Genomic DNA, 23,371 nt, shown 5'->3' with positions numbered 1-23,371 from the left:
TATAACATATAAAAAATATTTAGAATTGCTTGTTAATAAATAAACGTTATCTGACAATTAAGATAATTAAAAATCTAAAGACTTTAGTAAAATAGGGGATTTTGAAGAATTTTATGTTGAAATTATTCTTCTCTTAGGAGTATAGTAGTAGTATCAGATAAAGAGTTTTGAAAGGAGAATTACTATGGAACTTATGAATAAGATTTTCCAGGTAGCAAAATCTAATAAAAAAAGAATAGTACTTCCAGAAGGAAATGAAGAAAGAACAATTGCAGCTGCAGAACAAATTCAAGCGGAGGGTTTTGCATATCCTGTATTAGTAGGTAATGATGAAGAAATATTAAATAAAGCTAAAGGTTTAGGGGTAGACTTAAACGGAATAGAAATCGTTAACCCAGAAAAATCAGAAAGATTACAAGCTTATATTGAAAGCTTTTATGAATTAAGAAAAAATAAAGGAATGACTATTGAAAAAGCAGAAAAAATAGTTAGAGATCCATTATATTTTGGAACAATGATGGTAAAACTTGATGATGCTGATGGAATGGTATCAGGTGCTGTTCACACAACTGGAGATCTTTTAAGACCAGGACTTCAAATAATTAAGACAGCACCAGGTGTTTCGGTTGTATCAAGTTTCTTTATAATGATGGTACCAGGATCAAACTATGGTGAAGAGGGGATGTTATTATTCTCCGATTGTGCAGTTAATCCAAATCCAAATGAAGACCAATTAGCAGCTATAGCTATTGCAACAGCAGAAACAGCTAAAAATTTATGTAATGTTGATCCAAAAGTTGCAATGTTATCATTCTCAACTATGGGAAGTGCTGATGGTGATTTAGTTAATAAAGTTAGAAATGCAACAGAAAAGGCTAAAGAATTAAGACCAGATTTATTAATAGATGGGGAATTACAATTAGATGCAGCTATAGTTAAAAAAGTAGCGGATCAAAAAGCTCCAAATAGTAAGGTTGCTGGTAAAGCGAACGTTTTAGTATTTCCAGATTTACAAGCAGGAAATATTGGATATAAATTAGTGCAAAGATTTGCAAACGCAGAGGCAATTGGACCAATTTGTCAAGGATTTGCAAAACCTATAAATGACTTATCAAGAGGCTGTAGTTCAGAAGATATAGTTAAAGTTGTAGCTATTACAGCAGTTCAAGCACAAAGTACAAAGTAAATGATAAAAAACTTAAAAAGGGGGAGTTACAAATGAAAGTTTTAGTAATAAATTGCGGGAGTTCTTCATTAAAATATCAGCTTATTGATATGAGCAATGAAGGATTACTTGCTCAAGGATTAGTTGAAAGAATAGGAATTGAAGGATCAATTCTTACTCAAAAAGTTAGTGGGAAAGATAAATATATTGTTAAAACACCTATGGGAGACCATAAAGATGCTATTCAACACGTGTTAAATGCTTTGGTCTGTGAAGAACATAATGTTATGAAATCTATGGATGAAATATCTGCTGTTGGACATAGAGTTGTTCATGGTGGAGAAAAGTATTCAGAATCTGTGTTAGTTACAGATGAAGTTATGGCTTATTTGGAAGAGTGTGTTAAGCTAGCACCTTTGCATAATAGACCTAATATAATTGGTATAGAAGCTTGTAAAGCATTAATGCCTAATGTACCTATGACTGTAGTTTTTGATACTGCTTTCCATGGAACAATGCCAGAAAAAGCATTTCTTTATGCTTTGCCATATGAATTATATGAAAAGCATGCAATAAGAAAATATGGATTCCATGGTACAAGCCATAAGTATGTATCTAGAAAAGTAGCAGAAGTTATGGGTGAAAATATTGAAGATTTAAAAATAATTACATGTCATATAGGTGCTGGAGCTAGTATAGCTGCTGTAAAAGGTGGAAAGTCTATAGATACAACAATGGGATTTACTCCACTTGATGGCGTAATCATGGGAACTAGATCAGGAAGTATAGATCCTGCAATAGTAATATATTTAGTTAATGAACTTGGTTATTCTATAGATGAAGTTAATGAAATTTTAAATAAGAAATCAGGACTTCTTGGAATTACAGAAAAGAGTTCAGATATGAGAGATATAAAGGACGCTGCATATAAAAAAGGAGATAAGAGAGCTCAGCTTGCTATAGATATGTATACTTATAGTATAAAAACTAAAATAGGTGCATATTCAGCTGCTATGGGTGGAGTAGATGTAATAGTATTTACTGCAGGAGTAGGAGAAAATTCTTTTGAAACAAGAAGAGATATTTTAGAGGGATTTGAATATTTAGGAATTAAGTTAGATGCTGAAAGAAACAATGTAATGGGAGAAACAGCACTTATTACAACAGATGATTCTAAAGTAAAAGTTTATGTAATTCCAACTAATGAAGAATTGATGATAGCTAAAGAAACAGTAGATTTGTTAAAATAAGTCCTTGACTTTTTTCGCGCTGCTTTATATAATGAATTGTGTTTATTCAGTAAATATTTTAGCTAAGGAGTGAAAATGCTCTTAGAAGAGCAGTTTTTATGAAGATACAATTTTCAGACTTAATATCTAAAAGAGAAAGAAAAAAAAGTATTTCCTATAAGTTTAGCCTTGAGCCTTTTTATTTTGAAGGAGACAAGATTAAACCTGTTTCAGATGTAGAGGTTACTGGTGAAGCAACTTCTGATAATGAAATAGTAGTTATAAAAGCTCATATGAAAAGTGAATTGGAACTTATTTGTTCTAGATGCTTAGAGGCCTTTATCTATCCAGTAGATATTGATATAGAAGAAAGGTTTACAATTGATGCGAATCTTTTTGATGAAGAGGATGTGACATTTGTAGATGATGATGTCTTAGACATCAGAGAAATAGTTGAGTCTTCAATTATTTCAACCTTGCCTATAAAAAGACTTTGCAGGGAAGATTGCAAAGGACTTTGTCAAAGTTGTGGTGTTAACTTAAATAGAGAAACATGCAACTGCAATAACGATGATTATGATCCTAGGCTTGAAGGCTTAAGAGCGTTGTTTGATAATAAGGAGGTGTAAGCATGGGAAATCCAGCAAGAAAGACATATAAAGCTAAAAGAGATTCAAGAAGAGCTCAAACATTCAAAGCTAGTATACCTGGTATAATTGAATGTCCTCAATGTCACGAAATGAAACTTGCTCATAGAGTATGTAAAAATTGTGGTTACTATAAAGGTAAAGAAGTAGTAGTTACTGAAGAATAAAGAAAGTCTTATGACTTTCTTTTCTTTTATATATAAAAAAAGGAGAGAATACTATGAAAATAGCTATAGATGGTATGGGTGGAGATCATGCACCACAGGCTGTAGTAGATGGAGTGGTGCAAGCGATAAAGGATTATAGTAATATAGAAATGTATATTACTGGTCCAAAAGATAAAATTGAAGCAGAGCTTTCAAAATATAATTATCCAAAAGAAAGAATAAAAGTAGTTGACGCTACAGAAGTAATTTCACCTAATGAACATCCTGTAATGGCACTTAGAAAGAAGAAAGACTCTAGCATTGTTAAAGCTTTAAACTTAGTTAAGTCAGGAGAATGTGAAGCGGTCATTTCAGCAGGTAGCACTGGTGCATTTTTAGCTGGATGTACATTTGTTATTGGAAGAATTAAAGGGGTAGAAAGACCAGCTTTAGCTCCAATAATGCCAGGAAGAAATGGACATTTTATGGTTGTGGATGTTGGGGCTAATGTTGATTGTAAACCAAGTTATCTTGTTCAGTTTGCACATATGGGAAAAATTTATTATGAAACTATGTTTGATAATAAAAACGTTTCAGTTGGGCTTGTTAACATAGGAGCTGAAGAAGAAAAAGGAAATGATCTAACAAAAAATACTTATAAACTTTTAAAAGAAGAAAATTTAAATTTTGTGGGTAATGTAGAGCCTAGGGAAATTCCTAAGGGAGATGTGAATGTTTTAGTAGCAGATGGTTTTGTGGGTAATACGGTTTTAAAGATGTATGAAGGTTGTGCTTCGACTTTACTAGGAATGATAAAGGATGAAATTTATGCTTCACCATTGATTTCGAAAATAGGAGCAGCACTTTTGAAGCCTGTGTTTAAAAAGCTTATGGTTAAGTTTGACTATAAAGAAGTTGGAGGAGCTCCATTTTTAGGTGTTGATGGTATATGTATTAAGGCACATGGAAGTTCAGATGGTAAGGCTTTTAAAAACGCTATAAAACAAACAAAGATATTTAGTGAAAGAAAGATACTAGATAAAATTAAATTAGAATTTGATAAGGAAAAATAATCTCTTATTTTTGAAAAGTCATATTGACGAATATATTGATATATACTATTATCTAAATGAAAGGACTTTGGAGGTGAAGGTAATGTTTGAAAAAATACAAGAGATTATAGCTGATAAATTAAGCGTGGATGCTGAAGATATCACTTTAGATTCATCATTTATAGATGACTTAAATGCAGATTCATTAGATATTGTTGAACTTATAATGGCTTTAGAAGATGAATTAGAATTAGAAATTCCAGATGAAGATGTAGAAGGTTTTAAAACAGTTGGAGACGTAGTAAACTACGTTAAAGCACATCACGAGGAATAATTTAATCCCGCAAATTTCGCGGGATTTTAATTTTGTTTAGTTTATTCTTGAATTTATTAGAAAAACTCTAAAAATTGAAGAATAAACTTTTAGAGGAGCGTAGTAGATGAAAAATTTTAATTTGACTATGGTGGAAGAGGCGGTTGGAGTTAAGTTTAAAGATGATAGCTTAATTAAGACTGCATTAACACATAGTTCTTATGCAAAACAATTTAAAGATGGCTATTATAATGAGAGACTTGAATTTTTAGGGGATTCTGTTTTGCAATTATGTATTACAGAATACTTATTTACTAATTATAAAAGCAAGGCAGAAGGAGAACTTACTAAATTAAGAAGTTTAATAGTATGTGAAAATTCACTTTACAATGTAGCTAAAAAAATAAATTTGGGTAAATTTATTAGAATGAGCAAAGGAGAAGAAATGACGGGAGGAAGAGAGAGAACGTCAATCCAAGCTGATGCGGTTGAGGCTGTTATAGCAGCTATATATCTAGATAAAGGAATTGAAGAAGCTAAAACGTTCATTCTAAAAGAGTTTAAAGATATAATAAACAAGGCTATTAAAAATAAAATAATATTAGACTTTAAAACAAAACTTCAAGAACATTTACAGATAAATGGTGAAGTTAATATTAATTATGATCTTATAAAATATGAAGGGCCACCTCATAATAGAAGATTTTTTGTAAGTGTTTTAGTGGATAATAAAGAGATGGGAAAAGGTTCAGGCCTTAGTAAAAAGGAAGCCGAACAAAGTGCAGCAAAAGAAGCTCTTATAAAATTGGAGGTAATTGATGAGTAAAAATTATTATATTATACCAATCTTTGTTCCTCATGAAGGGTGTCCTCATGATTGTGTTTTTTGCAATCAAGATAGAATAACAGGTTCTAATGAAAAAGTAACGGCAGAGACAGTAAAAAAAACGGTTGAGGAATATTTAAAGACTATAAGCCGAGAAAATTCTACAATTGAAATTTCGTTTTTTGGTGGTACTTTTACAGGGATAAAAGAAGAGAAACAAAGGGAATTGTTAAAAGTTGCGAAGGAATATAAGGATAAAGGGCTTATAGATAAAATAAGAATGTCAACAAGGCCAGATTATATAAGCGATTATATATTATCATATCTAAGGGAGTATAGTGTAGATATTATAGAATTGGGAGTTCAATCATTAGATGAATCTGTGCTTATAGCTTCAGGAAGAGGGCATACAACAATAGATGTGCAAAATGCTTCTAAATTAATTAAAGAATATGGGATGATTCTTGGTCATCAGATTATGCCTGGACTTCCAAAAGACAGTTTTGAAATTGATTTAGATACGGCAAAGAAATCTATAAACATGAAACCAGACATATGTAGAATATATCCTTCTTTGGTGATAAAAGATACTCCGATGGAGATTATGTACAAAAGAGGAGATTACATACCATACTCTTTAGAAGAGGCTGTAGAGATATGCAAAAAAATATATAAATTGTATATAGGTGCGGGAATTAATGTGATTAGAATAGGACTTCAACCAACTGATGAGATAGCTGAAGGCAAAGATGTTGTAGCTGGACCTTTTCATCCTGCTTTTAGAGAATTGGTAGAAGGAAGTATATTGGCAGATGAAGTTCGTAATAAATTAAAAGACCATTATAAAGGAATTATAAAAATTAATGGAAAAGATTTAAGCAAGCTTTATACAAACAAAAAGTTTTATTTTAAAAAATTAGAGGCTGAAGGCTATAAATTAAAAGTTTTTATCAGAGATGATATAGATAGAGGAAATATTATAGTTGAAAAAGAAGAGTAAATATAATATTCTAATGGACTACTTCGAATTGTATATTTTATGCAGAAGTAGTCTTTTTGAATAGCTAATATAGAGGATATTGAAATTATTGAGTTTTTACTATAAACTTAAGTTTGAAAAGGAGTTGTTAGGATGAAAAAGCAAACAAGACAAAAGGTAATGTACATAATAACTATAATTATGGTAATTATTTTTATTGCTGGATTAATTCCAGCTATATTTAGATAATAAGGAGTGGAATAGATTGTTTTTAAAGTCTCTTGAAATAAGAGGGTTCAAGTCCTTTGCAGATAAAACAGAACTAAAATTTAAAAAAGGTGTAACAGCAGTCGTAGGACCTAATGGAAGTGGGAAAAGTAATATATCCGATTCTGTTAGATGGGTTTTGGGAGAACAAAGTGTAAAGACTCTAAGAGGGGGAAAGATGGAAGATGTTATCTTTGCAGGTACTCAATTTAGAAAACCTGTGGGGTTAGCACAAGTATCATTAACCTTAGATAATCAAGATGGAGCTCTTTCGACTGAATACAATGAAGTAACCGTTTCTAGAAGAATATTTAGGTCTGGAGAAGCTGAATATTTGATAAATGGTACAAAGTGTAGGTTAAAAGATGTTACTCAATTGTTCATGGATACAGGGATAGGTAAAGAAGGGTATTCTTTAATTGGACAAGGTAAAATTGAAGCTATATTAAGTGGAAAGCCTGAAGAAAGAAGGGCTCTTCTTGAAGAGGCAGCTGGGATAGTTAAATATAAGTCTAGAAAAGAAGAAGCTGAAAAGAAATTATCAAATACAGATGAGAATTTAGTTAGAATAAGAGATATTATATCTACTTATGAAGAGAGGATAGAACCATTAAGAATTGAGAGAGAGAAAGCTCTGAAATATAAAGAAATTTCAGATGAACTTAGAGAAAAAGAAGTATCTATATTGGTTCATAATATTAGACAAATAGAAGAGGTTTTAAATGATTATACTGAAGAGGTTCTTAATGGTGAAGAAAGTTTAAAGAAAAAGAAAAATGAATTGGCAGAAGAAAAAGAAAAATTAAGAGCTTTAGAAGAAGCTATTGAAAATTTAGAAAAGAAAGCTTCAAGAGAAAAATCAGAGTATTATGAAAGAAAAGATGAGATATCTCAAATCTCAAATGATATAGAAATATATAAGGAAAGAATTAAAAATTTAAAAGGTATAATTGAAAAAAATTGTGTAGCCATAGAGGACATAAAAAATAAAATTATAAAACTTGAAGAAGACAAAGGAAATGCTAATATAGAATTATCTTTAAAGCAAGAAGAACAAAAGGCTAAAATGGAAGAAATTAAAGAAAATGAAGAAAACAATAAAGGATCAATAGACAAAATTTCTGAAATTGAAAGTGAAATTAAAAAATTAAAGGATAGTGAATTTGAACTTTTAAGAGCGCATTCTGAAATTAGCAATTCTATAACACTTATAAATAATGATTTGAAAATAAAACAAGAAAAAATAGAACTGGCTAAAACATCATTAATATCAACAGAAGGAAATATTAAAATTAATGTGGCTACGCTAGAGAGTCTTAAAGAAAATCTTGAGAAAAATAGAAATGATGTTAAAGATATTGAAGAATTAATAATAGAAAAGAAAAAAGAAATAGCTAGTTTAAGTGGTAAAATTACAAGAAAAGATGGAGAAATTAGAGCTTTAAACAAAACCATTAATGAGATAGAAGCAAATAAAAATATCCTAACTAATTTAGAAAAACATTATGAAGGGTACAATAGATCAGTAAAAACATTAATGGAGAAAATTAGTGAAGGATTTATGCCAGAAGCAAATGGAACAAAAGTAGTTGGGGAAGTATTTAAGGTTGAAAAAGAATATGAAACAGCTGTAGAAATTGCTTTAGGTGCAGGAATTTCAAATGTTATAACAGATAATGATAAAATAGCTAAAGAACTTATTAATTATCTAAAGAAAAATAACTTAGGGAGAGCTACCTTCTTGCCTTTGAATAATATTAAAGGTAATAAGTTACAATTAGATAATTCTATAAAATCTATGAATGGATTTATAGGGATAGCAGCTGAAATAATAGAGTTTAAAGAAAAGTATGAAAAGGCTATTAACAATCTTTTGGGGAGAACTATAGTTTGCACAGATATGGATGCTGCTTTAGCTATTTCAAAACGAGGAAATAATAGTTATAGAATAGTTACGTTACATGGAGAAATAATAGCTCCAGGTGGAGCATTAACTGGTGGTAGTATAAATACTAGAAATGCAAACATACTAGGAAGAAAAAGAGAGATTGAAATTTTAGGACAAAACCTAGAGACTAAAAAGCTTGAGTTAACAAAAGAACTTAATGAAATTGAAGCTCTTAAGACAAGTCTTAAAAATTTAGATGAAGAGATTTTGAATAGTAGAGATGAGGTTCATTTTAAAAATGTTGAAATAGCGAAAGTTGAAAGTGAAGTAAAGGTTCTTAAAAATGAGATAGATAAACTTACTCATAGTATTCAATTATCTAATGGGGAAGTTAATAGAAATGAAGAAGAAATAAAAAGATTAAATATTTCTTTGGATGAAAAAGAAAAAGAATTAACTTATTTAGATGAGCAAAAAAATTCTAACAAGGATAAAATTCTTGAGCTTGATATGACTTTAATTAATTCAAGGGATAAAATTAATGAAGCTCGTGAAGTATTAACAGATTTAAAGGTGAACAAAGCCTCGTTAGATGAAATGATATTGAGCAAGAAAAATGAAGTTCTAAGGATTGATTTTGAAATAAATGAAAATAATTTAAAGATTTCAACCATGGATGAAGAAAATAAAGAAAATAAAGAAAATGTTAATGAACTAGATGGAAAAATACTTGCAAAAACAGAGGATATAAATTTAATTGAAAAAAGAATTGTGGAATTAGAAGGATTATTTAAAGAAGATGAATTGCAGAAAGAGAAGTTTAAGGAAGACTTTAGAAAAAAAGATAGTTTAATTAATGAATCCTTAGTTATAATAAATAAGGAAGAAGGAGAACTTAATAAAAAAGAATTCCAAAAAGAAAAGAGTGGAATGGAAAAAGATAATCTTTATATAAAGTTGAATGAAGAACTAAACCTTACTCTAGCAGAAGCTCAGGAAATAGCTATAGATGTACCTGATGTTAATAAATTTAAAGAGGATATTGGAAATTTAAAAAGAAAAGTAACTGCTTTAGGTATAGTTAATCTAGCAGCTATTGAAGAATATGAAGAAATAAAAGAAAAGTATGAATTTATGTCATCTCAAGAAAAAGACTTAGAGCTGGCAAAAGGAGAACTTTTAGAGGTTATTGATGAGATGACTTCGAAAATGAAAATTATGTTTAAAGATAATTTCAAAATACTTAATAGAAATTTTGATGAAACTTTCAAAGAGTTATTTAAAGGTGGAAGCGCTGAACTTATATTATCAGAAGGTGATGAACTTACTGCAAATATAGATATTAATGTTGAACCACCTGGGAAAAAACTGCAAAATATAAATCTTATGTCTGGAGGAGAAAAGGTATTATCAGCTATTGCTTTATTATTTGCAATTTTAAAAATGAAACCAACACCTTTCTGTATTCTAGATGAAATAGAAGCAGCTTTAGATGATGCAAATGTATATAGATATGCAGAATTTTTAAAGGAATTTTCCAATTTAACTCAGTTCATAGTTATTACTCATAGAAAAGGAACAATGGAAGCTTGTGATGTAATGTATGGTGTTACTATGGAGGAAAAAGGAGTTTCAAAGGTGGTCTCAGTTGACTTAAGTGAAAATTAGGAGGGAAATTTATGTTTGGGAACTTATTTGATAAACTAAAATCTGGATTAGCAAAAACGAGAGATGGATTAACAGATAAAATTAATGAAGCTCTTAAACTTGCTGTTACAATAGATGATGATTTATATGAAGAATTAGAAGAAATACTTATAACATCTGATATAGGTATGGATACTACTATGGAGATTATAGAAAGACTAAAAGCTAAGATAAGAAAAGAAAAAATAAATGACACAGAATTAGTTGTTCCTGCATTAAAAACTGTTATTAAGGAAATGATGCTTGAAGGTGATGATAGAGAAGAAGATAGAATTCAAAAGAAAGTACTTTTAGTAATTGGAGTTAATGGTGTTGGCAAAACTACTTCGATAGGAAAGTTAGCTGCAAAAAACAAGGCTGAAGGTAAAAAGGTATTACTAGCAGCAGCAGATACTTTTAGAGCAGCAGCTATAGATCAATTAGATATTTGGAGTAAGAGAGCTGGGGTTGATATAGTTAAACATGAAGAGGGGTCAGATCCAGCTGCAGTTGTTTTTGATGGGATTCAAGCAGCAAAGGCTAGAAATGTAGATTTGCTTATTTGTGATACAGCAGGTAGGCTTCACAATAAGAAAAATCTTATGAATGAGTTAGCTAAGATAAACAGAATAATTGATAGGGAATACGGTGAAGAAAATAAAGAGACACTATTAGTTTTAGATGGAACAACAGGACAAAATGCAGTAATACAAGCTAAGCAGTTTATGGAAGCTTGTCCTATAGACGGCATAATTCTAACTAAACTTGATGGAACAGCTAAGGGTGGAGTAGTTATATCAATAAAACAAACTTTAAATATACCTGTAAGATATATAGGTGTAGGTGAAAGTGTAGATGACCTTCAAGAATTTGATGCAGAAAGCTTTGCGGAAGCATTATTTTAAATAATTTAAGGTGTTAAGTAAAAATACTTGACACCCTTTTGAAAATTTGTTATTATCTCTTTTGTGGGTAAGGTGATTAAGGATGGAAGATAGGGTCGAAATTTCATTACTTATGGACTTTTACAGTCCACTATTAACTGAAAAACAACGTAACATTATGGAGTTATATTATAACGAGGATTTATCCTTAGCTGAAATAGCTGAACTGAATAACACAAGCCGTCAAGCTATACATGATTTAATTAAAAGATGTTACAAGTTGCTTTTATCTTATGAGAATAAACTTAACTTACTTCAAAAGAGTATGAATCGTGAAAATAAAATTATAGATTTCTTAGATAATTTGAGAGATAATCATTCTATAGATGATAAAGAATATGATATCTTAAAAAGTGAATTAGAGGATTTATAGTAAATTAGGAGGTTTAGTATGGCTTTTGAAGGATTAGCAGAAAAGCTTCAAGGAACTCTTAAGAAATTAAGAGGTAAAGGGAAGCTAAATGAAAAAGATATTAAAGAGGCTATGAGAGAAGTTAAGCTAGCATTATTAGAAGCTGATGTTAACTATAAAGTGGTTAAGAGTTTTGTTTCAAATGTTAGTAGTAAATGTGTTGGAGAAGAAGTTTTACAAAGCTTAACTCCTGGGCAACAGGTAGTTAAGATAGTTAATGATGAACTTACCAATCTTATGGGTGGAAGTGAAAGTAAAATTAACTATGCCAGTACAGGACCTACAGTGATTATGCTGGTAGGACTTCAAGGTGCAGGTAAGACTACAATGTGTGGTAAACTTGCATTGGAACTTAGAAAAAACAACAAAAAACCTTTGCTTGTAGCTTGTGATATATATAGACCAGCAGCTATTAAACAATTACAAGTTGTTGGTAAGCAAATAGAGGTTCCTGTATTTGCTATGGGAGATAAAATATCACCAGTGGATATAGCAAAATCTGCTATTAAACAAGGTAGAGAAGATGGCAATAATGTTATTATTATTGATACTGCCGGTAGACTTCATATTGATGAAGAACTTATGCAAGAGCTTAAAGATGTGAAGGAAGCTATAAGTCCAAATGAAATTTTATTAGTTGTAGATTCAATGACTGGTCAAGATGCTGTTAATGTTGCAGAAAGTTTTAATAATGAACTTGATGTTTCAGGTGTTATCTTAACTAAGCTTGATGGAGATACAAGAGGTGGTGCAGCTTTATCTATAAGGAGCATTACTGAAAAACCAATAAAATTTGCTGGTGTTGGTGAAAAGATGAATGATTTTGAGGTGTTTCATCCAGATAGGATGGCTTCAAGAATTTTGGGTATGGGAGATGTATTGTCTTTAATAGAAAAGGCTCAAGAAGCTATAGATGAAAAAGAAGCTGGAGACTTAGCTAAAAAGATGATGGGCTCAGAACTTAATTTTGAAGATTATCTTACAATGATGTCTCAAATGAAAAAGCTAGGACCTTTGAATAAGCTTCTAGAGATGATGCCTAGTATGCCGGGTTTAGACACTAGTGCATTAGGTGAAGCAAATTTAGAAAAAGGCCAAAAGCAAATGGATAAGATGGAAGCTATCATTTATTCTATGACACTAAAAGAGAGAAGAAATCCATCACTTGTAATAGGGTCTTCTTCAAGAAAGAAGAGAATTGCATTAGGAGCAGGGACTACAATACAAGAAGTTAATAAAGTTATTAAAAGTTATGAAATGACAAAGAAGAGTATGAAGCAAATGAAGTCATTCACTAAAAAGTCTAAAAAAGGACTGTTTGGCAAAATGCCTTTCATGAGTTAAATATATAGATACCTTTGAAGGAGGTGAAATAAACATGGCAGTAAAGATAAGACTTAGAAGAATGGGTGCTAAGAAAGCTCCTTTCTATAGAATAGTAGTTGCAGATTCAAGAAGTCCAAGAGATGGAAGATTTGTAGAAGAAATTGGATATTATAATCCAATCGTTAAACCAGTAGAATTTAAGGTTAACGAAGAAAAAGCTACTGAATGGTTAAAGAAAGGTGCTCAACCTACAGATGTAGTTAAGAGACTTTTTGACCAAGCAGGCCTTAACAAGTAATTTTTGGAGGTGAATACTGTAAACTGATTTTGTTTACAGACACTATATGAAAGAATTAGTTGAGCTAATAGCTAAATCCATTGTTGATAAACCAGAAGATGTTTATGTTAATGAAGTGGTTCAAGAGGATTCTATCCTTTTGGAGCTTAAAGTTAATCAAGAAGATGTGGGTAAAGTTATAGGAAAACAAGGTAGAATAGCTAAGGCTATTAGAACAGTAGTAAAGGCTGCTGCAATAAAGGAAGCAAAAAAAGTAGTAGTAGAGATAATCTAAAATAAAGAGTTAGGTGTAGCCTAACTCTTTTTGTACATTTACCTGAAAGATGAGGTGAAATATATGAGTGATGAATTTTTTAATGTAGGGCAGATAGTCAATACACATGGAATAAAAGGTGAAGTTAAGGTAATGTGCCTTACTGATAATCCGGAAAATTTTAAAAGATATGAAAAGATATTAATAGATGAAAAATGGTTTAATATATTAAGTGTAAAATTTCAAAAAGGTAGAGTTATTCTAAAACTTGAAGGAATAGAAGATATAAATACTGCTGAAACTTATAAGACTAAATATTTAAGTATCCCAAGAGAAGAAGAACCAGAACTTGAGGAAGATACATTTTATGTGGTTGATATAATTGGTTGTACAGTATTTGATACTGAAGGCAAGGATTTGGGTAAGGTTTTTGATGTAATAGAAACTAAGAATAATGATGTATATTGGATTAAACAACCAAAGCAACTATTGATACCAGTTCTTAGGAATATAGTATTAGATGTAAATGTTGAAGATAAAAAAATACTAATTAGACCTGTAGGAGAATGGCAAGATGAAGATTAGTATTTTAACCCTTTTTCCTGAAATGTTTTCTATATTTGATAATTCAATTATAGGTAGGGCAAAGGAAAAAGGATTAGTTGAAATAGATTGTATAAATATAAGAGATTACACTTTAAGTAAACATAAAAAAGTTGATGATTATCCTTATGGTGGCGGTGCTGGAATGGTTATGGCACCCCAACCTTTAGTTAGTTCAATTAAAGCATGTAAAGAAAATAACAAAGGGAAAGTTATATTTTTAGGGCCTAGAGGGAAAACTTTTAATCAAGATATGGCAAAAAAACTTTCACAGGAAAAAGAATTGATATTTATATGTGGTCATTATGAAGGGATAGATGAAAGAGTATATAAACATATAGATATGGAAATTTCTTTAGGAGATTTCATTTTAACAGGTGGAGAAATGGCTGCAATACCTGTTGTGGACTCGATTTTAAGGCTGCTTCCAGGAGTTTTAGGTAAAGAAGAAAGTTTTATGGATGAATCTTATTCTGATGGTCTTTTAGAATATCCACAATATACAAGACCGGAGGTATATGAAGGAGATAAAGTTCCAGAAGTTTTGATTTCAGGTCATCATGAAAATATAAGAAAGTGGAGAAGAAAACAATCTCTTTTAATCACAAGAGAAAGAAGAATAGATTTATACAAAAAGGTAAAACTTAGTAAGGAAGACATAAAGATATTGAATACTGACAAGATATAAAAAAATCTTGCTTTAAAAAAATTGCTGTGATAGAATATAATTTGTGCTAGTACGGGCGCTCCTCTGTAGAACTCGGCTTCTGCATGAACGTCAAATTAACTAAAAGGAGGAATGCACAATGAACGAAATATTAAGACAAATTGAACAAGAACAAATTAGAACTGATTTACCAAGCTTCAACATAGGTGATACTATTAAAGTTTATGTAAAAATTAAAGAAGGTAACAGAGAAAGAGTTCAAGCTTTCGAAGGAACTGTAATTAAGAAGCAAAATGGTGGTTTAAGAGAAACTTTTACTGTAAGAAGAGTTGCTTATGGTACAGGTGTTGAAAGAACTTTCCCAATTAATACTCCAATCATCGAAAAGATTGAAGTTACTAGAAGAGGTAAAGTAAGAAGAGCTAAATTATACTACTTAAGAGACAGAGTAGGTAAGGCTGCTAAGGTTAAAGAATTATTAAGATAATTTTTGTTTAGGGAAGGGGGACTGTATGGTCCTCTTTTTTCATATATAAATTTAGGAGGAAAATACATGGCTATAAATTGGTTTCCGGGTCATATGAAAAAGACTCAAAGAGAGATTAAGGAAAATTTAAAACTAGTAGATGCTGTTATCGAAATAAGGGATGCAAGAATTCCTAGAAGTTCAGCAAATCCAGATATAGATAAATTAGTAGGTGAAAAACCTAGAATAATATTGTTAAATAAATGTGATTTAACAGAAAAGAAAGTTACAAATGAATGGATTAAAGAATTATCTAGCGATAAAATAAGAGTTTTAGAAGTTAATTGCTTAAAAGGAATAGGAGTAAATGCTATAAAACCTGCACTTTTAGAACTTTTGAAAGAAAAACATGATAGGCTTAAAGCTAAAGGGCTAGTTAATATTATGACAAGAGTTATGGTTGTTGGTATTCCCAATTGTGGTAAATCTACGTTTATTAATAAGATGGCTAAAAATACTACGGCTAAAACAGGTGATAGACCAGGAGTAACAAAAAATAAGCAATGGATAAAAACTTCAATTGGCATAGAATTATTAGATACACCAGGAGTGTTATGGCCAAGGTTTGAAGATGAAGAAACTGCTTTAAATTTAGCTTTTACTGGGGCTATAAAAGATGAAGTTATGGATATAGAGGAACTTGCTTATAAATTAGTAGAAAGACTTCAAACATACTATCCGGAGCAATTAGTTGAGAGATATAAAATAGATGAAATCTTTGAAAATCCTTTAGAAACATTAGATGCAATAGCTATAAAAAGAGGATGTATAATGAAGGGGAAGGAAATAGATTACAATAGAATTGCTGTTATTCTATTAGATGAATTTAGAGGTGGTAAAATAGGAAATATTACACTAGAGAGACCTTAAGGAAAAGGAGTTTTTTATGGAACTTTTTAATAAAGAAATAACTTCATTAAGTTATAAAGAAATAAAAGCACATTTGGAAGGGATTAATATACTTGAAGCAATAAAAAAAGATGACTTTATTATATTGATTCAGACTTTAAAAAATGATAGTAGAAAAAATGTTTCATCTTTGGGAAGTAAACTTGAAAAAGATAAGGGAAAATTAGAAAAAGAGATTTTACGAGTTCGTAATATGTATGAGTTTGATAAATCTTTTGGAGAATACAGATATATAGCTGGAGTAGATGAAGTTGGAAGAGGTCCTTTAGCAGGACCGATAGTTGCTTGTGCGGTAATTTTAGATGAGAATGTGATAGATGATGAGCTTGTTTTAGGGTTAAATGACTCTAAGAAGCTTTCAGAGGCTAAAAGAGAGACACTTGCGATAATTATAAAGGAAAAGGCTGTAGCTTATAAGATAGCTTTATCGTCTAATATAGAGATAGATGATAAAGGAATAGCTTACTCAAATAATAAAGTTTTTTTAGATTCATGTAACAATTTGGAAGTGACACCTGATTTAGTTTTATCAGATGGATATCTTGTGAAGAATATTAAGTTGATAAATAAATCTGTAATAAAAGGAGATACGAAAAGTGCTTGTATTGCTGCAGCATCAATAGTAGCAAAGGTTTATAGAGATAATTTGATGAAGGAATATGCAAAAAAATATCCTGGTTATAATTTTGAAGATAACGCAGGCTATGGAACAATAAAACATATTGAAGGATTAAAAGAATTTGGACCTTGTGAAATACATAGAAAAAGTTTTTTAACAAAGATATTATAAAGTTTAAAAGGTGTTTTAAAATACTTGCAGAGTTATTTTAAAATACTTTTTTTAGATATTCTTGTATGGTAATATTCTTCAGAATATATATTCTCATATGGTGATATTCTGAAGAATATGCTGGTTAAGATGATAGAAATTAAAATGCATTTTCGATATAATTTAATTTAAAGTTTTCATCAAAATAATTTAGATATATTTCTATAACATCAAATCTCACATTGAAATCATAAAGCTTCTTTATATGTATATATTTAGAAGCTATCAATTTTATTGTTCTTATCTTTGGTGAATTAATTGATTCTATAGCAAATCCAAAATTTTTATTGTACCTTGTTTTAACTTCAGTGAAAACAAGAATATCATCAATTTGGGAAATGATATCAATTTCTCCTCTAGAAACTCTAAAATTTCTTTCTAATATTTTATGATTCTTCTTTTTAAGAAAATTTAAAGCAAGATCTTCTCCATGATTTCCTATATTTTTATTATTTTTAATCATTATATATGCCTCCTATAATAATATATTGGAATAATATCCATAAAATAATAAAAATAATCTAAAGATAGGTTTTAACTATTTTGTCCATGGTAATACTCTAGAGGGGTGATAAAATATGGCAATAAAAATTTATAGTGCAACATGCTCAGAATTAAGAGGGATAGTTATTGATGTTGAAGTTGATATTACAAGAGGTATTCCAAGTTTTACAATAGTAGGATTACCAGATACGTCTGTAAAAGAAGCAAGAGAAAGAGTTAGATCTGCAATAATAAATAGTGGATTTGAATTTCCGCTAGGCAGAATAACTATTAATTTAGCTCCAGCAGATGTTAGGAAGATAGGATCTTTATTAGATCTTCCCATAGCCCTTGGAATACTTATGGAAACAAGGCAGATGAGAGAAATAAATTTTGAAGATTTTATTTTTGTTGGTGAACTTTCTTTAATGGGAGAAGTAAAAAGAGTTAAAGGAACTCTTCCAATAATATTAGAAGGAATTGAAAAAAAGTTTAAAAAATTTATATTTCCTTATGAAAATGTTAATGAATGTGTATATAGTAATGAGGCTTTATACTATCCTTTTAATAATTTAAAAGAAGTTGTATCGTTTATAAACTATGAAGATGTACTACCTTTTGAGGTTGATGACTCAAAATTTTCAATGAGTGAAAATTACTTTGACTTTTCTAATATAATAGGGCAAGAAAATTCAAAAAGAGGTATGGAAATAGCAGCAGCAGGAAATCACAATATAATACTTTATGGTAGTACTGGTGTTGGAAAGACGATGTTAGCTAAAGCTCTTCCATCTATACTTCCAGATTTAACAAAAGAGGAGGAACTAGAAGTAGCGAAAATATATAGTATAACAGGGTTGTTTGAAAAACAGAGCAGGGTTTCAAGACCATTTAGAACACCACATCATACAGCTACAACATGTTCAATAATAGGAGGAGGAAGAGCTTTGAAAGCTGGAGAAGTAACGCTTGCACATAAAGGAGTTTTATTTCTTGATGAGTTATTAGAATTTAAAAGAGAGGTTTTGGAGGGGTTGAGAGAGCCTATTGAAGAAGGAGCGGTACATATTAATAGACTTAACAAAAATGTTGTCTTGCCTTCTGAGTTTATGTTTGTTGGAGCTTTCAATTTATGTCCTTGTGGAAATGGAAACTTAGATTATTCTATAGAAAATAAATGTACTTGCACAGAGTTTGAGAAAAATAGATATGTTAATCGACTGTCTAAAGCATTGAGAGATAGAATAGATATTTTTTCTTATGTGCCAATGATTAAATATGAAGAAATGAAAAATAATAGTGAAAAATATGATTCTGAAGGTATGAAAAGTAGAGTTATAGAAGCTCGTGGAAGACAAATAGAAAGACTTAAGGGGAGTGGGTATTGCTATAATTCTCAAATAAAAGGCAGGGATATATATGAACTTTGTAGGTTAACAAAAGAAGCTAAGGAAATACTGGAAAAATATTTTAAAACCAGCAAACCATCTTTAAGAGCTTATGGAAAAGTTGTAAAAATAGCAAGAACTATTGCTGATATTGATGGAGGGGTTGATATAACAGAAGCTAACGTAATTGAAGCAATAGGATTTAGGAAAGATTATAATGGTGAAATCGTGTGAAAGGGGTAGACAGTTTATGAAATATAAGATATGGTTATTAATGTTAAATGTAAATGAAGATATTAAATTAGGATTAATAGAAAAATATAAAGAAGCTAAAGAAATTTATAATAATTTTTGGAATATATTATATGAGAATAATATTAATTTTAACAAAATGAATATCTATAATAAAGAAGATGAGTTAAAAAAAGCAGAAAAAATTTATAATTGGATTATAGAAAATGAAGTAGGATTTATAACAATAGAAGACAAGGGATATCCAGAGCGATTAAAGACTGTAAAAGCTGCACCATATGGGTTATTCTATAAAGGAAATATTCAATTGTTGAATAGTAAAATTGTGGCAATAGTGGGATCTAGAAATTGTACTTCATATGGTATTGAAGTAACAAAGCTATTGACAAAAGAATTAAATAGCTATAATATCACAATCATAAGTGGTGGAGCTAAAGGTGTTGATTCAGTAGCGCATAATACTATTTTAAAAGATAATGGAAAAACTATAGCTGTATTGGGTTCAGGGATTGATGTTATTTATCCATCACAGAATAAATTTCTTTTTAAAGAAATAGAGAAGACTGGACTAATTGTATCAGAATTTATTCCAGGAACTAAGCCATTAAGTTACAATTTTCCAAGAAGAAATAGAATAATAAGTGGATTAAGTGAATTAGTAATAGTAGTAGAAGCATCAGAGAGAAGTGGTTCGCTTATTACAGCTAGTTATGCTATAGAACAAGGAAGAAATGTAATGGCTGTACCTGGTTCTGTATTTTATAAAGGAAGTACTGGTTGTAATAAACTTATACGAGATGGAGCACAAGTATTTTGTTCTATAGAAGATTTACATATGTTATTAGATCTTAATAGTAAAAAAAGTAATAGAATAATATCTCCGTTAAAAGAAAAAATATTATCAATAATATCAGCAGAACCGGTACATATTGATGATATAGTGAATAGGTCAGTTATTGACAGAGAAGTATTATTTAATGTATTATTTGATATGCAAATTAAAAATGAAATAATTAGCCTACCTGGCAATTATTATGCTAAGATTATATGAGTTATAAGGGGGTGAAGGCTCCATAATAAAAAATGGAGTTTTTATATGGGTCAAAATTTAGTTATAGTAGAATCACCTGCAAAGGCAAAAACAATAGCGAAATATTTAGGTAAAAATTTTACGGTTGAGGCATCGATGGGGCATGTTAGAGATTTACCTAAAAGTAAGTTAGGTGTTGATATAGAAGATAACTTTAATCCTAAATATATTACGATTAGAGGAAAGGGAGAGCTTATTGACAAGCTTAGAAAATCTGCTAAAAAAGCGGATAAAGTATATCTTGCAACTGACCCTGACCGTGAAGGTGAAGCTATTTCGTGGCATTTAGCAAATATATTAAAAATTTCAGAGGATTCTGAATGTAGAATTGTATTTAATGAAATTACAAAAACAGCAGTAAAATCATCTTTAAAAGAAGCAAGAAAGATAGATTTTGATTTAGTAGATGCACAACAAGCAAGAAGAATATTAGATAGATTAGTGGGATATGAAATTAGTCCTATACTATGGAGAAATGTAAAATGGGGATTAAGTGCTGGAAGAGTTCAATCTGTAGCACTAAAATTGATTTGTGATAGGGAAAATGAGATAAAAGAATTTGTTCCTAAGGAATATTGGTCAGTAGATTGTATTATGAAAAAGGAAAAAAAGAAATTTCCTATAAAACTTTCATCAAAGAAAAATGAAAAAATTGAAATAGATAATGAAAAGTTAGCAAACCAAATAATTAAAGAGTTAAAAAAAGGTGAGTTTCAAGTTAAAACAATAAAAAAAGGCAAGAAAAACAAAAATCCACTACCTCCTTTTACAACAAGTACGCTTCAGCAAGATGCTAATAGAAAACTTAATTTTATGACAAAGAGAACAATGTCAATAGCACAAGGGCTTTATGAAGGTGTAGAAGTAAAAGGATATGGAACTGTAGGTTTGATAACTTATATGAGAACAGATTCTGTTAGGATATCAGATGAAGCTCAAGGAAAAGCTTTAGAATTTATTGAAAATACTTATGGAAAAGAATATTTGCCTGAAAAACCAAGGGCTTATAAAGGAAAGAAGAATATACAAGATGCTCATGAAGCTATAAGGCCTACATATGTTGATATAACACCAGAAGTAGCAAAAGGAAATTTAACGCCTGAACAATATAAATTATATTCTTTAATATGGCAGAGGTTTATGGCAAGTCAAATGGCTACATGTGTTTTAAATACAAATTCAATAGATATAATGAATGGGGATTATAAATTCAAAGCAAGTGGTTCAACAGTTGATTTTGATGGCTTCATGAAATTATATGATTATACAATAAAAGAAGAAGAGGATGCAGTAGTGTTACCAAAACTTCAAGAAGGGGAAATTCTAGAACCAGAATCAATTGAAGGTGCACAACACTTTACACAACCACCAGCTAGATATACAGAAGCGTCTTTTGTTAAGCTTATGGAGGAAAATGGAATTGGAAGACCAAGTACTTATGTGCCAACTATTTCAACATTACTTGGCAGAGACTATGTTAATAGAGAAAAGAAAAATTTAGTTCCAACAGAATTAGGTTTTATAGTTAATAATATAATGTGTGACTATTTTACTCAAATTGTAGATGTTGATTTTACTGCTGATATGGAGAAAAATTTAGATAATGTTGAAGAAGGTAGTGTTGAATGGAGAAAAGTAGTTGCTGATTTCTTTGCTCCATTAAAGATTGCTATAGATAAAGCAGAAAAGGAAGTATCAAAAGTTGTAATTGAAGATAAAGTAAGCGATGTTCCTTGTGATAAATGTGGAAGAATGATGGTTATTAAAAGAGGTAGGTATGGTAATTTCTTGGCATGTCCTGGATATCCAGAATGTAAAAATGCTAAACCTTTAGTAGAAGAGTTGGATGTTCCATGTCCTGAATGTGGGAAAAAAATAGTTGTTAAAAAGAGCAAAAAAGGTAAGAAGTTTTTTGGTTGCTCAGGATATCCGGAATGTAAGTTTGTTAGTTGGAATGAGCCTGTAGCAGAAAAATGTCCTGAATGTAATTCGTATATGGTGAAAAAATATTCTAAGAAAAGTGGCAATTATATACAATGTTCTAACTCGGAATGTGATTATAAGAAAGAACTACCAAAAGAAGAAAAAGAGGAAAAATAAAAAGAAATTGAAATTTGTGGAAGCTTTGAAGTTATTTTAGAATATATGTTGCAATTCAAAAGAATTTGAATTGCAACATATATTAATAAGTTCTTTATATTTAGAGTTAAGTGATCAAATTAGATTACTGATTTTTAGTATAATTAAGAAAAAATCAGTAAAATATAAGTAGTGAAAATATAGTTGTAATAAAATATATGGTGTGGTAAACTTAGAAGAGTTAATGAATAATTTGAATATTTAATCAATTTGAATTATTGCTAACATACGGATGATCTATGTGGTTAGATTACAAGGAGGATTATTAATGCCATCATTACTTAGTAAAACGAGAATGTTAAATAAGATTTTACAAAAATCAGGAACGGAACCGGTTGTTTTTGAAGATATATGCAAGGTTTTAAGTGAAGTTTTAGATTGTAATGTATATATTGCTAGTAGAAGGGGGAAAATATTGGGATATACTTTTTCTAAAAATTTCGAATGTGAAATTATGAAGAAAAAAGTAGTTGATGAAAGAAGATTTCCCGTAGATTACAACGAGAAGCTTCTAGAAAACTCAGAAACCCTATCAAACGTTCCAAATGGAGGTTTGTGTGTTCTAGAAGGTGAAGAACGATGTATTATGGAAGACAAGCTTTCCACTATTGTTCCAATAATGGGAAATAGAGAGAGATTAGGGACTTTGATTTTAGCAAGATTTAAAAATCCATTTACAGAAGAAGATCAAGTTATTGTTGAGTATAGTGCAACTATAGTGGGAATGGAAATGATTAGAGCTAAGCAAGATGAAATTGAGGAAGAGGCTAGAAAAAAAGCAGTTGTACAATTAGCAATAGGTACACTATCTTATTCAGAATTAGAAGCTGTAGAACATATTTTTGATGAGCTTGAAGGATCAGAAGGATTGCTTGTAGCTTCAAAGATTGCTGATAAAGTAGGAATAACAAGAAGTGTTATAGTAAATGCTTTAAGGAAGTTTGAAAGTGCTGGAGTAATTGAATCAAGGTCTCTTGGAATGAAGGGAACACATATTAAAATTCTTAATGAGAAATTATTAGAAGAATTAAAAAAGATTAAATAAAAACTTAAA

Annotated in this window: 24 protein-coding genes; 23 read left to right on the top strand and 1 reads right to left on the bottom strand. The window is 30.2% G+C overall.

The features are described from left to right. Window positions 1-184: 184 nt before the first annotated feature. From pta to NNC19_RS04405, 19 genes are all read left to right on the top strand, one after another. A complete protein-coding gene (gene pta / locus NNC19_RS04495; RefSeq protein WP_310937421.1) occupies window positions 185-1,186 on the top strand; it encodes a phosphate acetyltransferase in 1,002 nt (333 codons plus the stop codon). A 32-nt stretch (window positions 1,187-1,218) separates the two neighbouring features. Next, complete coding sequence (locus NNC19_RS04490; RefSeq protein WP_310937420.1) at window positions 1,219-2,415, top strand: acetate kinase; 1,197 nt, start codon at window positions 1,219-1,221, stop codon at window positions 2,413-2,415. 98 nt (window positions 2,416-2,513) lie between these two features. Next, complete coding sequence (locus NNC19_RS04485) at window positions 2,514-3,023, top strand: DUF177 domain-containing protein (protein ID WP_310937419.1); 510 nt, start codon at window positions 2,514-2,516, stop codon at window positions 3,021-3,023. A gap of 2 nt (window positions 3,024-3,025) precedes the next feature. Then, window positions 3,026-3,208 carry a 50S ribosomal protein L32 gene (rpmF, locus tag NNC19_RS04480; RefSeq protein WP_143314873.1) on the top strand — a complete coding sequence of 61 codons (183 nt, stop codon included), beginning with the start codon at window positions 3,026-3,028 and terminating at the stop codon, window positions 3,206-3,208. Window positions 3,209-3,261: 53 nt separating this feature from the next. Beyond that, window positions 3,262-4,260, top strand: a complete 999-nt coding sequence (gene plsX, locus NNC19_RS04475) for a phosphate acyltransferase PlsX (protein ID WP_310937418.1) — start codon at window positions 3,262-3,264, stop codon at window positions 4,258-4,260. An 82-nt stretch (window positions 4,261-4,342) separates the two neighbouring features. Beyond that, on the top strand, window positions 4,343-4,573 hold the full coding sequence (acpP, locus tag NNC19_RS04470) for an acyl carrier protein (RefSeq protein ID WP_310937520.1): 231 nt from the start codon (window positions 4,343-4,345) through the stop codon (window positions 4,571-4,573). Between the two features lie 106 nt (window positions 4,574-4,679). Further along, a complete protein-coding gene (rnc, locus tag NNC19_RS04465; protein ID WP_310937417.1) occupies window positions 4,680-5,378 on the top strand; it encodes a ribonuclease III in 699 nt (232 codons plus the stop codon). Next, window positions 5,371-6,378 carry a radical SAM protein gene (locus tag NNC19_RS04460; RefSeq protein ID WP_310937416.1) on the top strand — a complete coding sequence of 336 codons (1,008 nt, stop codon included), beginning with the start codon at window positions 5,371-5,373 and terminating at the stop codon, window positions 6,376-6,378. Before rnc ends, NNC19_RS04460 begins: the two co-directional genes overlap by 8 nt. 244 nt (window positions 6,379-6,622) lie before the next feature. Then, the gene (gene smc, locus NNC19_RS04455) at window positions 6,623-10,180 is read left to right on the top strand and encodes a chromosome segregation protein SMC (RefSeq protein ID WP_310937415.1); all 3,558 of its coding nucleotides are present in this window, start codon (window positions 6,623-6,625) and stop codon (window positions 10,178-10,180) included. A gap of 11 nt (window positions 10,181-10,191) precedes the next feature. After that, window positions 10,192-11,103, top strand: coding sequence for a signal recognition particle-docking protein FtsY (gene ftsY, locus NNC19_RS04450; protein WP_310937414.1), 912 nt, complete (start codon window positions 10,192-10,194; stop codon window positions 11,101-11,103). Between the two features lie 82 nt (window positions 11,104-11,185). After that, window positions 11,186-11,515, top strand: a complete 330-nt coding sequence (locus NNC19_RS04445) for a putative DNA-binding protein (RefSeq protein ID WP_310937413.1) — start codon at window positions 11,186-11,188, stop codon at window positions 11,513-11,515. 18 nt (window positions 11,516-11,533) lie between these two features. Next, entirely contained in the window at window positions 11,534-12,898 is a 1,365-nt protein-coding gene (gene ffh, locus NNC19_RS04440) for a signal recognition particle protein (protein WP_310937412.1), read from the top strand. A 34-nt stretch (window positions 12,899-12,932) separates the two neighbouring features. Further along, window positions 12,933-13,178 (top strand): 30S ribosomal protein S16, encoded by a 246-nt coding sequence (gene rpsP, locus NNC19_RS04435; RefSeq protein WP_310937411.1) that lies wholly within the window; start codon window positions 12,933-12,935, stop codon window positions 13,176-13,178. A 46-nt stretch (window positions 13,179-13,224) separates the two neighbouring features. Then, window positions 13,225-13,452: a KH domain-containing protein gene (locus tag NNC19_RS04430; RefSeq protein WP_310937410.1), complete on the top strand. Its 228-nt coding sequence runs from the start codon at window positions 13,225-13,227 to the stop codon at window positions 13,450-13,452. Window positions 13,453-13,515: 63 nt separating this feature from the next. Then, a complete protein-coding gene (rimM, locus tag NNC19_RS04425; RefSeq protein ID WP_310937409.1) occupies window positions 13,516-14,016 on the top strand; it encodes a ribosome maturation factor RimM in 501 nt (166 codons plus the stop codon). After that, window positions 14,006-14,722 (top strand): tRNA (guanosine(37)-N1)-methyltransferase TrmD, encoded by a 717-nt coding sequence (trmD, locus tag NNC19_RS04420; RefSeq protein ID WP_310937408.1) that lies wholly within the window; start codon window positions 14,006-14,008, stop codon window positions 14,720-14,722. Before rimM ends, trmD begins: the two co-directional genes overlap by 11 nt. 118 nt (window positions 14,723-14,840) lie before the next feature. Further along, window positions 14,841-15,188 (top strand): 50S ribosomal protein L19, encoded by a 348-nt coding sequence (rplS, locus tag NNC19_RS04415; protein WP_310937407.1) that lies wholly within the window; start codon window positions 14,841-14,843, stop codon window positions 15,186-15,188. A gap of 66 nt (window positions 15,189-15,254) precedes the next feature. Continuing rightward, window positions 15,255-16,097: a ribosome biogenesis GTPase YlqF gene (ylqF, locus tag NNC19_RS04410; protein WP_310937406.1), complete on the top strand. Its 843-nt coding sequence runs from the start codon at window positions 15,255-15,257 to the stop codon at window positions 16,095-16,097. Between the two features lie 16 nt (window positions 16,098-16,113). Further along, entirely contained in the window at window positions 16,114-16,926 is an 813-nt protein-coding gene (locus tag NNC19_RS04405; protein ID WP_310937405.1) for a ribonuclease HII, read from the top strand. A gap of 139 nt (window positions 16,927-17,065) precedes the next feature. Here the strand turns inward: NNC19_RS04405 and NNC19_RS04400 are convergent, their stop codons facing one another. Continuing rightward, window positions 17,066-17,428, bottom strand: a complete 363-nt coding sequence (locus tag NNC19_RS04400) for a YraN family protein (RefSeq protein ID WP_310937404.1) — start codon at window positions 17,426-17,428, stop codon at window positions 17,066-17,068. 115 nt (window positions 17,429-17,543) lie between these two features. Here NNC19_RS04400 and NNC19_RS04395 point away from each other — a divergent pair, with 115 nt between their 5' ends. From NNC19_RS04395 to codY, 4 genes are all read left to right on the top strand, one after another. Beyond that, complete coding sequence (locus tag NNC19_RS04395) at window positions 17,544-19,070, top strand: YifB family Mg chelatase-like AAA ATPase (protein ID WP_310937403.1); 1,527 nt, start codon at window positions 17,544-17,546, stop codon at window positions 19,068-19,070. A 16-nt stretch (window positions 19,071-19,086) separates the two neighbouring features. After that, window positions 19,087-20,139 (top strand): DNA-processing protein DprA, encoded by a 1,053-nt coding sequence (gene dprA / locus NNC19_RS04390; protein WP_310937402.1) that lies wholly within the window; start codon window positions 19,087-19,089, stop codon window positions 20,137-20,139. 45 nt (window positions 20,140-20,184) lie between these two features. Next, window positions 20,185-22,278, top strand: coding sequence for a type I DNA topoisomerase (topA, locus tag NNC19_RS04385; protein ID WP_310937401.1), 2,094 nt, complete (start codon window positions 20,185-20,187; stop codon window positions 22,276-22,278). Window positions 22,279-22,585: 307 nt separating this feature from the next. After that, entirely contained in the window at window positions 22,586-23,362 is a 777-nt protein-coding gene (gene codY, locus NNC19_RS04380; RefSeq protein ID WP_310937400.1) for a GTP-sensing pleiotropic transcriptional regulator CodY, read from the top strand. The last annotated feature ends 9 nt before the right edge of the window (window positions 23,363-23,371 follow it).

Source organism: Clostridium sp. SHJSY1 (assembly GCF_031626875.1).
GTDB lineage: Bacteria > Bacillota > Clostridia > Clostridiales > Clostridiaceae > Clostridium.
Note: the sequence above shows the minus strand (reverse complement) of the source record. Positions and strands in the feature narration are given on the sequence as shown.